The sequence below is a fragment of the Sneathiella sp. genome, assembly GCF_047631475.1.
In the GTDB taxonomy this organism is placed as follows: Bacteria; Pseudomonadota; Alphaproteobacteria; order Sneathiellales; family Sneathiellaceae; genus Sneathiella.
In genome coordinates this window covers 1-12,275 of the sequence record NZ_JBLHZT010000066.1, presented here as the reverse complement: position 1 = coordinate 12,275, position 12,275 = coordinate 1, and the positions used below count along the sequence as shown (strand labels likewise).

Sequence of the window (12,275 nt, the reverse complement as noted above, 5' to 3'; positions counted from 1 at the left end):
GGAGCCGTTGGGTCATAAATGCGTTTTTATAGGCATCGACTAAGGAAAGAAGCAGTGTTTCATCGTCTTTTTCGTTCATCAAACTATGAATAGCCTGATCTAGATTAAGCCCAATGATAGACCTTATAGCGGCATCACCAGGAGCTTCCAGCCCTTTGTAAGTAAAAGCTTCACGCATACATGTAATGATATTGTGCTGACTGTCGACAAGCGTTCCGTCACAATCAAAAACCACCAACTTTAACGGCATATCCGTCATATTCTGATCCTTGTCTCAATAAAGGCTATTTCAGCTTCATAGCAGCTGCAAAATTTAAACGAACTGTTACATCAACTGGCCTTGAAAGACAAACAACCTGACTGCAATACCCCTCGTTTATACTCGGTTTCTGCGACACATTTATTTGTTAAAAAAACTATTTGAGAACGATGAAAGGTCGGATATGGTCCTTGAGACAGGAAATCATAAATCGAAATTGATAAGGAAATCAAAGATGTACGTTTTGTATGATTTCTTGCCGTCTGGTAACGGCTATAAAGTCCGCTTGACCTTAAAGCACTTACAGCTTCCCTATAGCCTCGTTGAAAAAGATATTCTGAAAGGGGAAACCCGGACGGAAGAGTTTCTTCGGCTCAATGCGAACGGACGTATCCCGCTGCTACAGTTGGAAAATGGTGAATGCCTCGCAGAATCAAATGCTATCCTCATGTATTTGGCTGAAGGAACACCATTGCTGCCGACCGAACGGATTGAAAAAGCACGGGTGCTACAATGGTTGTTTTTTGAACAATATAGTCATGAACCCAATATCGCTGTTGTCCGTTTCTGGATGACCCATGGCGGGCCTACGGACCAACAGAAAGAGCTACTTCCTGCGAAAAGAAAGGCAGGATATGAAGCGCTTGATGTTATGGAAAACCGATTGAAAACAAATCCTTTTCTCGTCGGTGACCGTTTTACCATCGCCGATATCGCCTTATACGCCTATACCCATGTGGCTCATGAAGGGGGTTTCGATTTGAACGATTATCCTGGCATTCAGGCCTGGTTGAAGAAAATCGCAAATCTGGATCACCATTCTCACATTACAGATCGATAGGCATAGGTAAAGTCGTGATCCGGATAGTTTCCGGTATCAGTAATGGTAAAACTCTTCAAAACAGACATTGTAAGGCTTACTGATGAGCAACTCTTCAGCGATTTCTCAAAACACCAGTATAAATTTGTTTAACTGGTTTATTCTAATAATCCTGTCATTTCTTTGGGGCGGGTCCTTTTTCTTTAATGGCGTCGCAGTAAAAGAGCTTCCGGTTCTGACAGTGGTTCTTGGCCGCGTCAGTCTGGCAGCTTTTGCTCTTTTCTTTTATTTGAGAATTCGCGGACATCACTTTCCAACAGACCTTCCAACCCTGAAAGCCTTCGCTGTTATTGGCCTGGTCAACAACTTGATCCCATTTTCATTAATCGTTTTCGGTCAAACCCATATCAGCAGTGGACTGGCGTCTATTCTTAACGCGACAACCCCATTATTTGCGGCCCTGGTTGCCCATCTCATCGGCAATGAAGCCTCTGAAAAACTGACCATTCGGCGGACTGTTGGAATTTTATTGGGGATCGCGGGCGTTGCGATAATGCTTGGGCCAGATATTGGCACCTATGGTCTCTCAAGTATGGCCGTTCTGGGCCAGTTTGCCGTTCTGGGAGCCACATTCTTATACGGTTTTGGCGTTGTTTATGTAAGGCGCCTGTCTCAACAAGGGATAGAGCCTGCGGTTAGCGCGACGGGTCAGGTCGCCGCAACGACGGTTATTTTGCTGCCTATTGTCCTGATTGTTGACCAACCCTGGACGTTTATTGCATCCGTCAGCGACACAGTTTTACTGGCCATTGGCGGCCTGGCATTTTTCAGCACAGCCGTTGCTTACATTCTGTACTTCCATCTTATTAAAACTGCGGGTTCCACCAACGCTTCGTTGGTTACCCTGCTAATTCCAGTAAGTGCGATTATCATGGGATATCTGTTTTTAGGTGAAAGTATAAGCCTGATTGCATTGGCTGGTATGGGATGTATTGCAATGGGGCTGCTGGTGATCGATGGTCGGCTGCTAAACTACTTTCGATAAAAAAACAGCCCGGTGATTGCCGGGCTGTTTCAAACATTTATTCGAACAAGATTAGCCCGCGCGATTAACCGCACTGGTAATGGCCTTTAAAGAGGCCGTCACGATATTTGCATGTTGGCCGACACCAAAGACCGGCCGGCCATCGGGATCCCGCATTTCGACATACGCAACGGCGACCGCATCAGCACCAAAGCCTGTCGTATGCTCACGATAGTCATTAACAGCAAGATCAACACCAAAATTCACTTTCAAGGCGGACATATACGCATCGATCGGGCCTGTTCCAGCTCCTTCAATGACCTTCTCATTCCCACCTTCGCGAATTGTAGCACTCAGGATACGGCGCTCGGACGCGTGCGTATCAACTGTTGTCTGGTGATTAACGAACTCAATCTGTCCGCTTGCTTCCAGATATTCTTTTTTGAAAACGTCATAAATAAACGCAGAGGACAGTTCCTTGCCTGTTTCGTCTGTAATCTGCTGAATGGTCTTACTGAACTCGACCTGAAGCATACGGGGTAACTCGATCCCATAATCTTCCTGCAACAGATAGGCGACTCCGCCTTTTCCTGACTGGCTGTTTACCCGGATCACCGCATCATAGCTGCGCCCCAAATCCTGTGGATCAATTGGCAAATATGGAACTTCCCAAAGTTCGCTATTTGCCTGTTTCAAGGCGGCGAAACCTTTCTTGATCGCATCCTGATGGGATCCTGAAAACGCTGTGAAAACCAATTCACCGCCATAAGGATGACGCGGATGCACTGGCAGCTGATTACAATATTCCACAGTCCGAACAACTTCGTTAATGTTGCTGAAATCCAGTTCTGGATTAACCCCTTGGGTATACATATTCATGGCAATATTTACCACGTCCACATTCCCTGTCCGTTCACCATTGCCGAACAAAGTCCCTTCCACGCGGTCCGCACCGGCCATGATACCAAATTCTGCAGCTGCGACACCGGTTCCGCGGTCATTATGAGGGTGGAGCGATAAGATAATCTTTTCCCGCTCTGGCAGATTACGATGCATCCATTCGATTTGGTCCGCATACACATTGGGTCCCGCAACTTCGACGGTCGCAGGCAGATTGAAAATTATCTTGTTGTCTTCCGTTGGTTTCCAGATTTCCATCACTGCTGTGCACACTTCACAGGCATAATCCAGCTCTGTTTGAGTGAAGCTTTCAGGAGAATATTCCATCTGAACTTTTGTTTGAGGCATTTCATCAGCCAATTGACGAACTAACTTTGCGCCTTCGATGGCAATCTCTTTGATGCCTTTTTTGTCCATATCGAAGACAACGCGACGCTGCAACGTCGATGTGGAATTATACAGGTGGACGATTGCCTCTTTTGCGCCGTCAATGGATTCAAACGTGCGGCGGATCAGCTCCTCACGGGCCTGTGTCAAAACCTGTATTTTAACACCGTCCGGGATCTCGTTATTCTCAATAAGGTGACGGACAAAATCAAAATCAGTCTGAGAGGCCGAGGGGAAACCAACTTCAATTTCCTTAAATCCTAAATCAACCAAATGCCGGAACATCCGCAATTTGCGCTCATGTCCCATCGGTTCAATCAGGGCCTGATTGCCATCTCTCAAATCAACACTGCACCAGATCGGCGCTTTGTCGATTACTTTACTTGGCCATTGTCGATCTTCCAGTTTGATCGGCTCAAAGGGTACATATTTATCACCAGGAGTGAATGTCATCATCTTGTCCTCAGATTATTTTTGCAGCGCATTAATGGTCAGACGCGCACGTGTTTTTGGTTTAAATTATGTGCAGCTTAATACGGTCACCGGTCGCTACTCAGAACGGCGACCGTGCATAAGTCGAGAGAGCCCCCCGGATGAAAGCGTCATGTCATCCTGGCTAGTAAAAAAATCAGATTTGAAAGCTTGAGTATTTTTAACGTCAGACCAGTTGGTCATATCTGCAAACATTTATTTTCTCGACACAGAAGGGAAAAGGACTTCACACGCCCCGGCAGCTTTATAGCGCCGGGCCAGTAAGTCGTAGTAGGCCGAGAATTCTATTTGCGTAATTCATACTGAAAAAATTATCCATTGCTCCGGATTAGTCAAGCCAAAAACCTCAAATGACTATAAAAGTTCGTCAAACGGGTCCTCATAATCATTTTCATGGAAACCAAGCAGCTTCCAGGTTGCTTCCATATGACTGGAGATTGGCGCAGAAACAGTTAGATCGCCACCAGAAGGATGAGAAATCGTAATTTCTTTGGCATGCAGGTGCATTTTCTTTGAAATGGCCCCCTCCAGAAAAGCTTCCGGCCCGCCATATTTTCCATCACCAACAATAGGATGTTCAATGGCAGCACAATGAACCCGAAGCTGATGAGTTCGACCTGTCAGCGGTTTTAGTGCCAGCCATGCAGCTTTCGTTCCTGCTACTGCGACCACGGAATAATCACTGATCGCCTTTTGCCCTGACCGATCAACGACCACCTTCTCGCCAGCGGCCGTTACAATTTTGGTCAGATTGTAGGAGACCGTCGCTTGATGCGGACGCGGAACACCGGCGACCAGAGCCCAATAAATTTTACGGGTTGTACGTTGTTTAAAGGCTTCCGTCAGATGTTTGGTTGCCAAACGGGTCCGCCCAATGACAAGCACCCCTGAAGTGTCTTTATCCAGACGGTGAACCAAACGAGGTCGTTCATCATAATCAAAGCGCAATCCATCGAGCAATCCATCAATATGTCTGGTTTGCCCGCTGCCACCCTGAACTGGTAGCCCCGCCGGTTTATTCAGGACAATCACATCGTCATCCATATGCAGGATCATTTGACGAATATCTGCAACATCATGATCCGACATAACCATTTTATTGACTTTTACCGCGCCGGATTTCTCGAATGCCTGGGTTGCCCATTCAGGCAAGGGCGGTATTCGTACGGATTGCCCTGGCTCTAATCGATCCTTGGCTTTAACCCGCTTCTTATCAACGCGCACTTCTCCTTTTCGGAGAAATTTCTCTAGCTGGCCATGGGTTACACCGGGAAAGCGGTTTTTGAACCACTTATCCACTCTTTGATCGGCCTCAGCTTCTGTTACTTCGATAAACTGTACTCTGCTCACGCCATCACCATCCGCATGACATGCAACCCTGCAAACAGGCCTGCAATAGATAAAAGGACAGACAGCATTATGTAACTGCCTGCTGAAAAATAATCGCCTCGTTGAACCTGAACGGCTACATCCAGAGAAAAAGTCGAAAATGTTGTAAAAGCCCCTAAAAACCCGGTCACCAGAAACACCCTGATTTCCGGACTAGGGGACCATCTCAGCGCCATATATTCAATTAGGGCTCCCATTAAGAAAGAACCAGCGATATTCACGAATAAGGTAGCAAAAGGAAAGCCTGGACCCATTACTTTGAAAAAAATCTGCCCCACACCATATCGGGCGCAAGCGCCAAGCGCACCGCCAAGCGCAATTGATAAATACATCCCCATCAGTCTTTTTCTTCCTGATTTTTCTTCAGTCGCAGTCCAGCCCAATAATCCAATCGCTTTTGAATATCTCTCTCAAAGCCGCGAGAAACAGGATTATAATAGTCTTCCCGCTTCATCCCATCCGGAAAATAGTTCTGCCCGGAAAAACCATCACTCGTATCATGATCATACGCATAATCTTTTCCGTAGCCCATATCCTTCATCATTCCCGTTGGCGCGTTTAGAATATGCTTGGGCGGCATAAACGAGCCGTTTTTTCTGGCTGATTTTGCCGCATCCTTATAAGCCCGATACGCTGCATTGGATTTTGGTGCCGTCGCAAGATAAATAACCGATTGCGCGATTGCCAACTCTCCCTCTGGGCTTCCTAAAAACTGATACGCTTCTTTTGCTGAGTTAGCCTGCACCAAGGCATTGGGGTCTGCCATGCCGATATCTTCCACCGCAAAGCGCACAAGGCGGCGCAGGATATAAAGAGGATCCTCTCCTCCATCGAGCATCCGGGTAAACCAGTATAAAGCCGCATTAACGTCAGATCCGCGGAGTGACTTATGCAGCGCGCTAATCAGGTTATAATGCCCCTCCCCATCCTTGTCATAGGCCGGTGCTTTTTTTGAAATCGCGGCGGCCAGTTCCTCTGCGTCAAGGAGTTTGTCGCCCGTTCTGAACACCGTCTCAACCATATTCAGAAAAAATCGGCCATCCCCATCGGCCAACTGAAACAAAGCAGATTTTGCCGTATCCTGCAGGGGGACTTTCCGCCCTTCCAACTGTTCCGCACGATCCAGCAGAACCTGTAAGGATTGATCTGTATGCCGTTCCAGAACCAGAACCTGACATCGGGATAACAGGGCACCGTTCAATTCAAAAGACGGGTTTTCTGTCGTCGCACCGACAAGTGTAATGGTACCATCCTCAACAAAAGGAAGGAACCCATCCTGCTGTGATTTGTTGAACCGGTGAATTTCATCAACAAATAAAAGGGTACTCCGGCCATTTGTTTTTCTTATTCTGGCCGCGTCAAAAACTTTCCTTAAATCTGCAACCCCTGAAAAAACCGCCGATATCTGTTCGAAATGCAGATCAACTTTTTCAGCCAATAATCGGGCCATTGTTGTTTTTCCGGTTCCAGGAGGTCCCCAAAAAATTAGCGATGCCAACCAACCGGCCTCTATCATTCGATATAACGCGCCGCCCTCTTTCAGCAAATGATCCTGCCCGACCACATCTGATAAGACAGCGGGTCTCAACCGGTCAGCAAGCGGTCGTCCCCTTTGGTTTTCAGCGACCGGTTTTTGAAACAGATCACTCAACTCGACACCTGAAAAGTAAGCGTCCGTCCTTTACGAACCAAACTAATGATCCAACGCCCGTCAGCATCATTCAGTAGCGTTTGCAACTGCCTGTTCGTGTTTACTTTCTGAGCATTCACCGACGTAATGATGTCTCCTGGGCGAATATTATAGCGCGCGGCAATACTTCCCTTTTTAACCTTCGAAACAATAACGCCCTTCAAACTAACGGGGATTCCAATTTCAAGCGCATAGGCAGGCGAAAGGTTACCAACGACAGCGCCCGCCAAAGGCTGCTGTCCCGTCAACTCAAAGATATCCCGTGCGGGCTTTTCCGGTGCTGTCATCAGCGGGATTGCCAAATCAATTTCCTGACCGTTTCGAAAGACCGTGATAATGGCTTTCTTTCCAATTATTCCAGTGGAAATTCGGTACAACAACGCCTGAGGATCCAGAACTTCGTGTCCATCAACCGCTAAAATAACATCCCCGGTTTCAAGCTTCCCAACATCTGCCGCACTATCTGCATAAACATTGTTGATGAGGACACCACCGGTCCGCTTCAGTCCGAGCCCCTCGGCGACATCCCGTGTGACAGTCTGCCCTTCAGCGCCCAGCCATGGACGAATAACCTGCCCCGTTGCAAGGCCATTACTCAGGACGGACTGGACCAGATTGGCAGGAATAGCGAAGCCGATCCCCAAGGAGCCCCCCCCCTTACTGAAAATTGCGGAATTGATCCCGGCAATTTTTCCATCCATTGTTAAGAGCGCCCCGCCTGAATTGCCTGGATTGATCGCTGCATCGGTCTGAATGAAGGATCGAATATCGTTGCGAACCCCTGTAGACCGCCCTAACGCTGAAATTATGCCTGTTGTAACCGTTTGACCCACTCCGAACGGATTGCCGATTGCAAGCACGAGGTCGCCCACTTCAAGATCATCTGAATCCCTGAACTCCAAAAAAGGCAGTTGTTCATTTTCAGCATCGATTCGCAACACCGCCAAGTCTGTGCGTTCATCCTCCAACACAAGCGTCGCGTCAAATTCACGCCGATCCTGAAGGGCCACCGTAATTTCATCCGCCCCGGCGATCACATGATAGTTGGTCACAATCGTCCCATCCGGATTCACGATGACTCCGGACCCCAACGAACTTTGAGTACGCTTTCTGCTCTTTTTATCCCGGATTCCAGGACCAAAAAACTGCTCAAAAAAAGGATCGCTAAACAAACTCGGGCGGGCGGCCTGCACGACGGTTTTCTTTGTAAAGATGTTCACAACAGCCGGTGATGCCCTCTTCACCAATGGCGCAAAGGACAAAGTAATTTCGCTTCGGCTATTCGGGACCGTTTTCTGATCCTGTGCTTGGGCCATATTCCCCAGCAAGACAGCAATCGCCAACCCGCTAATCAGGGAATTGACGAATGCCGCCAAACGCTGCTGAGGGTGTCTTATCTTATTTGATCGCCGTATCGTCATAATTTGGTCAATTCTTTTTACCATGAATGAATATGTATACTGTTGTACAGTATTTTGGTCCAGAATGTGTGCCTGAATAAACTGAATTTGTGCCCGCATTCCTTTGTTAAGGAGAAGATTTTGAAACGAAGAACAGCAACTTTCTTAACTCTGGCTACGATTCTTGCCTTTGGCGCCCAAGCGGTCCCTACTTCATATGCCGCAAGCGAGTCCAATCTATCGGGAAAAGAAATCGCCCGTGTAGTCTTTAGTGAGATCGAAAAGCGGATCATAGACGACTATTTTAAAGACCACTCGGAGTCTCTGAAGAACGAAAAGAAGAAAGGCAAAAAGAAAGGTCTTCCGCCCGGACTTGCCAAGAAAGAACAACTTCCCCCTGGTTTGCAGAAGCAACTGGAACGGAACGGAACTTTACCCCCTGGTCTCCAAAAACGGTCATTGCCAGATGATCTGCTAAGTCGACTTCCAAAACGGAACAGCCGCTTTGATCGCGTTATTGTCGACAACGATATCGTCCTTCTTGAACGTGGTACGAACCTGATCCTAGATATCCTCAAAGGTGCAGCCAAATAGATCAGCCTCTTTAGAACCAGCCTCCAAATAACAAAAAAGGCAGTCATCACTGACTGCCTTTTTTTAATTGGTATCGAAGGACACGTTACGCGACGGCTTCGGCTTCCAGAACTTCTTCTTCTGCGTTCTGGTCTGGTCCACTGTCCTGACCTTTGGCGTCAAGGTCACGATCGACAAGTTCGATCACGCCCATTGGCGCCGCATCACCGGTCCGGAAACCAGCTTTAAGGACACGTGTGTACCCACCGTCACGATCAGCATACCGTTCAGCAATTGTTGTGAACAGTTTGTCAACGATCGCTTTGTCAGAAAGCTGAGCCAGCACCTGACGACGTGCATGAAGATCGCCCCGTTTGCCGAGTGTGATCAGTTTTTCGACAATCGGACGAAGATCTTTCGCCTTCGGCAGTGTCGTTTTGATTTGCTCATGCTTGATCAATGATGCTGCCATGTTGGCAAACATCGCCATGCGATGAGATGAAGTTCTGCTGAACTTACGTCCAGATTTACGATGACGCATTTTATCTACTCCAAAGCAGTGCTGGCTGCCCTAAAAAGGTTCTTCTAGCCGTTTGGCCAATTCTTCAATATTTTCGGGCGGCCAGTTCGGCACTTCCATTCCAAGATGCAGACCCATCTGAGCCAGCACTTCCTTGATTTCATTCAAGGATTTACGACCGAAATTCGGTGTGCGAAGCATCTCTGCTTCTGTCTTCTGAATGAGATCCCCGATATAAACGATGTTGTCGTTTTTCAGGCAGTTTGCAGAACGAACAGACAGTTCGAGTTCGTCAACTTTACGAAGCAGGTTCCGATTAACTTCTGGTTCCTGATTCTCTTCCTTAACAACAACTTCTTCAGGCTCATCAAAATTGATGAACAACTGGAACTGTTCCTGAAGGATCCGAGCTGCATAAGCAACCGCATCTTCCGGGCTAACGGTCCCGTTCGTTGTGACTTTCAAAGTCAGTTTATCATAGTCCAGTACCTGGCCTTCACGCGCGGCATCAACTTTATAGCTGACTTTGCGCACTGGGCTGTACAGGCTGTCCATAGGAATAAGGCCAATCGGCGCATCTTCCGGACGGTTAGCCGCACCAGCGACATACCCTTTACCAGTATTGACGGTCATTTCCATGTTAATGGTTGCGCCATCATCAAGAGTAAGGATCACCCGGTCTGGATCCATAATTTCAATATCTGAGCCTGTATCGATCATGCCCGCGGTAACGGAACACGGTCCAGACGCACGAAGAGAAATACGCTTCGGGCCTTCGACATGACTGCGAATAGCCAATTTTTTCAGGTTCAGAACAATATCTGTGACATCCTCGCGGACACCGGCAATTGACGAAAACTCATGAAGTACATTGTCAATCTGGATAGATGTAATCGCGGCACCCTGCAGACTTGAAAGCAGAACACGACGCAACGCATTACCCAAAGTTAGACCGAACCCTCTTTCAAGCGGTTCGGCGACGATTGTAGCTTCACGATCGCCCTGATCTCCCGGTTCGATGGAGAGATTGGCCTGGATTAGCTCTTTCCAGTTTTGCTGAATCACGGCGTTGACCTCATAGCTTTGCAGGCCCACCATGGGCCTGCGTTATCTCTAAACTCTCAGTGTAGTCATTAATGACCACACTTACCACATATACCTAATTAAACGCGACGGCGTTTCGGCGGGCGGCAGCCATTATGTGGAATCGGTGATACGTCACGAATTGACGTGATTGTAAAACCGACAGCCTGAAGCGCACGCAGTGCTGATTCGCGTCCTGAGCCAGGGCCCTTAACTTCAACTTCAAGGGTCTTCATGCCGTGGTCCATGGCTTTTTTACCAGCATCTTCAGCAGCAATCTGTGCGGCGAAAGGTGTTGATTTACGAGAACCACTAAACCCCTGAGAACCTGCAGACGACCAGGCAATCGCGTTGCCTTGTGCATCTGTGATCATGATCTTTGTATTATTAAACGTCGCGCTTACGTGAGCAACACCAGAGATGATGTTCTTCCGCTCGCGGCGGCGAATACGTGTCTTATCTTTAGCCATATTACTTCTTCTTTCCAGCGATAGGCTTTGCCGGGCCCTTACGGGTACGGGCATTTGTATGTGTCCGCTGACCGCGCACAGGCAGGCCACGACGATGGCGCAGGCCACGGTAACAGCCAAGATCCATCAGGCGTTTAATGTTCATTGCAGTCTCACGACGCAGGTCACCTTCAACGACATGATCACGATCGATAGTTTCGCGAATGCTAAGTACTTCAGCATCGCTAAGTTCGTTCACACGAGTCTCTGATTTCAGACCAACTGACTTACAGATCTCTTTCGCCTGAAAGGAACCAATGCCATGAATATAGGTCAGTGCAATCTCGACCCGCTTGTTAGTCGGGATATTCACACCAGCAATACGAGCCACGCTAGTTTCTCCTCATCACCATAAATCGGGCCAAATCGACCCGTTTGAATCTTGCGCTTTCGGGAAGCGCGCGATTATATAAATTTGTTTCACCTAGTCAACACTTTAGATGTTCTGCAATTCTGCTTCTATCTGCCGGGTCACTTCATTAATTTCGGCCATTCCGTCAACTTGCTTCAGAATGCCTTTTCCCTTGTAGTAGGGAAGGAGCGGTGCTGTCTGTGCATGATAGGCTTTCAACCGTGATGTCACAGTTTCTGCATTATCGTCACTACGCCGGGTAAAATCTTGCCCACCGCATTTGTCGCAAACACCTTCTTTCGCCGGCTTCAGGAAACTATCGTGATAGCCGGCTCCACAGTTGGCACATGTATAACGGCCAGTGACCCGTTCGACAAGTACCGCATCGTCTGTTTTCATCTCAATAACGGCATTTAATGACAATTTCTTGTCGTTAAGCATATTATCAAGGGCTTCCGCCTGCGCTTCCGTGCGGGGAAAGCCGTCCAGAATGACGCCATTGGCGCAATCTGGTTGATCGAGGCGATCGGAAATGATTCCCGTCATGATGTCGTCGGACACCAATTCGCCTCTTTCCATAACTTCTTTGGCTTTTTTGCCAACGTCAGTACCGGCAGCAACCGCTGCCCGTAACATGTCTCCTGTAGAAAGCTGAACCAGCCCCTTGCTGTCTTGTAACCGCTGGGCCTGTGTTCCCTTCCCTGCTCCCGGTGCTCCCAATAATATGAGAATCATTTACGCCGTCCCCCAAGTTTGGATTTCTTGATCAGACCATCGTATTGGTGCGCCAGTAGATGACTTTGAATCTGAGCAACAGTATCCATCGTTACCGAGACAACAATCAAAAGTGAAGTACCACCGAAATAGAACGGAACCT

The 12,275-nt window shown here is 47.9% G+C and carries 14 protein-coding genes and 1 pseudogene; 3 read left to right on the top strand and 12 right to left on the bottom strand.

The annotated features are described in order from the left end of the window. On the bottom strand, positions 1 to 259 hold a 259-nt coding region (locus ACJAYR_RS17385), incomplete at its 3' end, for an HAD hydrolase-like protein (protein ID WP_415237770.1). A gap of 235 nt (positions 260 to 494) precedes the next feature. Between ACJAYR_RS17385 and ACJAYR_RS17380 the strand changes: the two genes are divergently transcribed. Both ACJAYR_RS17380 and ACJAYR_RS17375 read left to right on the top strand, forming a co-directional pair. Next, entirely contained in the window at positions 495 to 1,100 is a 606-nt protein-coding gene (locus tag ACJAYR_RS17380) for a glutathione S-transferase family protein (protein ID WP_415237769.1), read from the top strand. An 82-nt stretch (positions 1,101 to 1,182) separates the two neighbouring features. After that, a complete protein-coding gene (locus ACJAYR_RS17375) occupies positions 1,183 to 2,124 on the top strand; it encodes a DMT family transporter (protein ID WP_415237768.1) in 942 nt (313 codons plus the stop codon). 51 nt (positions 2,125 to 2,175) lie between these two features. Here ACJAYR_RS17375 and leuA read toward each other — a convergent pair whose 3' ends face one another. The 5 genes from leuA to ACJAYR_RS17350 all read right to left on the bottom strand — a co-directional run bounded on the left by leuA (position 2,176) and on the right by ACJAYR_RS17350 (position 8,382). Further along, positions 2,176 to 3,843 carry a 2-isopropylmalate synthase gene (leuA, locus tag ACJAYR_RS17370; protein WP_415237772.1) on the bottom strand — a complete coding sequence of 556 codons (1,668 nt, stop codon included), beginning with the start codon at positions 3,841 to 3,843 and terminating at the stop codon, positions 2,176 to 2,178. Between the two features lie 393 nt (positions 3,844 to 4,236). Continuing rightward, positions 4,237 to 5,232: an RluA family pseudouridine synthase gene (locus ACJAYR_RS17365; protein ID WP_415237767.1), complete on the bottom strand. Its 996-nt coding sequence runs from the start codon at positions 5,230 to 5,232 to the stop codon at positions 4,237 to 4,239. Beyond that, positions 5,229 to 5,609, bottom strand: coding sequence for a fluoride efflux transporter CrcB (gene crcB, locus ACJAYR_RS17360; RefSeq protein ID WP_415237766.1), 381 nt, complete (start codon positions 5,607 to 5,609; stop codon positions 5,229 to 5,231). Before crcB ends, ACJAYR_RS17365 begins: the two co-directional genes overlap by 4 nt. Beyond that, a complete protein-coding gene (locus ACJAYR_RS17355) occupies positions 5,609 to 6,922 on the bottom strand; it encodes a replication-associated recombination protein A (RefSeq protein WP_415237765.1) in 1,314 nt (437 codons plus the stop codon). Before ACJAYR_RS17355 ends, crcB begins: the two co-directional genes overlap by 1 nt. Beyond that, positions 6,919 to 8,382, bottom strand: a complete 1,464-nt coding sequence (locus tag ACJAYR_RS17350) for a Do family serine endopeptidase (protein WP_415237764.1) — start codon at positions 8,380 to 8,382, stop codon at positions 6,919 to 6,921. The genes ACJAYR_RS17355 and ACJAYR_RS17350 overlap by 4 nt, the downstream gene beginning before the upstream one ends. 120 nt (positions 8,383 to 8,502) lie before the next feature. On the opposite strand from ACJAYR_RS17350, the gene ACJAYR_RS17345 reads away from it, so the two are divergent. Then, positions 8,503 to 8,955, top strand: a complete 453-nt coding sequence (locus tag ACJAYR_RS17345; protein ID WP_415237763.1) for a hypothetical protein — start codon at positions 8,503 to 8,505, stop codon at positions 8,953 to 8,955. Positions 8,956 to 9,040: 85 nt separating this feature from the next. Here ACJAYR_RS17345 and rplQ read toward each other — a convergent pair whose 3' ends face one another. The 6 genes and pseudogenes from rplQ to ACJAYR_RS17315 all read right to left on the bottom strand — a co-directional run. Beyond that, positions 9,041 to 9,475 (bottom strand): 50S ribosomal protein L17, encoded by a 435-nt coding sequence (gene rplQ, locus ACJAYR_RS17340; RefSeq protein ID WP_169546157.1) that lies wholly within the window; start codon positions 9,473 to 9,475, stop codon positions 9,041 to 9,043. 30 nt (positions 9,476 to 9,505) lie between these two features. After that, positions 9,506 to 10,519, bottom strand: coding sequence for a DNA-directed RNA polymerase subunit alpha (locus ACJAYR_RS17335; protein WP_415237771.1), 1,014 nt, complete (start codon positions 10,517 to 10,519; stop codon positions 9,506 to 9,508). Positions 10,520 to 10,617: 98 nt separating this feature from the next. Then, on the bottom strand, positions 10,618 to 11,007 hold the full coding sequence (gene rpsK, locus ACJAYR_RS17330; protein ID WP_169546158.1) for a 30S ribosomal protein S11: 390 nt from the start codon (positions 11,005 to 11,007) through the stop codon (positions 10,618 to 10,620). A gap of 1 nt (position 11,008) precedes the next feature. Beyond that, positions 11,009 to 11,377 carry a 30S ribosomal protein S13 gene (gene rpsM, locus ACJAYR_RS17325; protein ID WP_169546159.1) on the bottom strand — a complete coding sequence of 123 codons (369 nt, stop codon included), beginning with the start codon at positions 11,375 to 11,377 and terminating at the stop codon, positions 11,009 to 11,011. A 105-nt stretch (positions 11,378 to 11,482) separates the two neighbouring features. Next, entirely contained in the window at positions 11,483 to 12,133 is a 651-nt protein-coding gene (locus ACJAYR_RS17320; protein ID WP_415237762.1) for an adenylate kinase, read from the bottom strand. After that, a pseudogene (locus tag ACJAYR_RS17315) lies at positions 12,130 to 12,275 on the bottom strand (preprotein translocase subunit SecY); the annotation flags it as partial. The pseudogene ACJAYR_RS17315 and the gene ACJAYR_RS17320, both read right to left, overlap by 4 nt.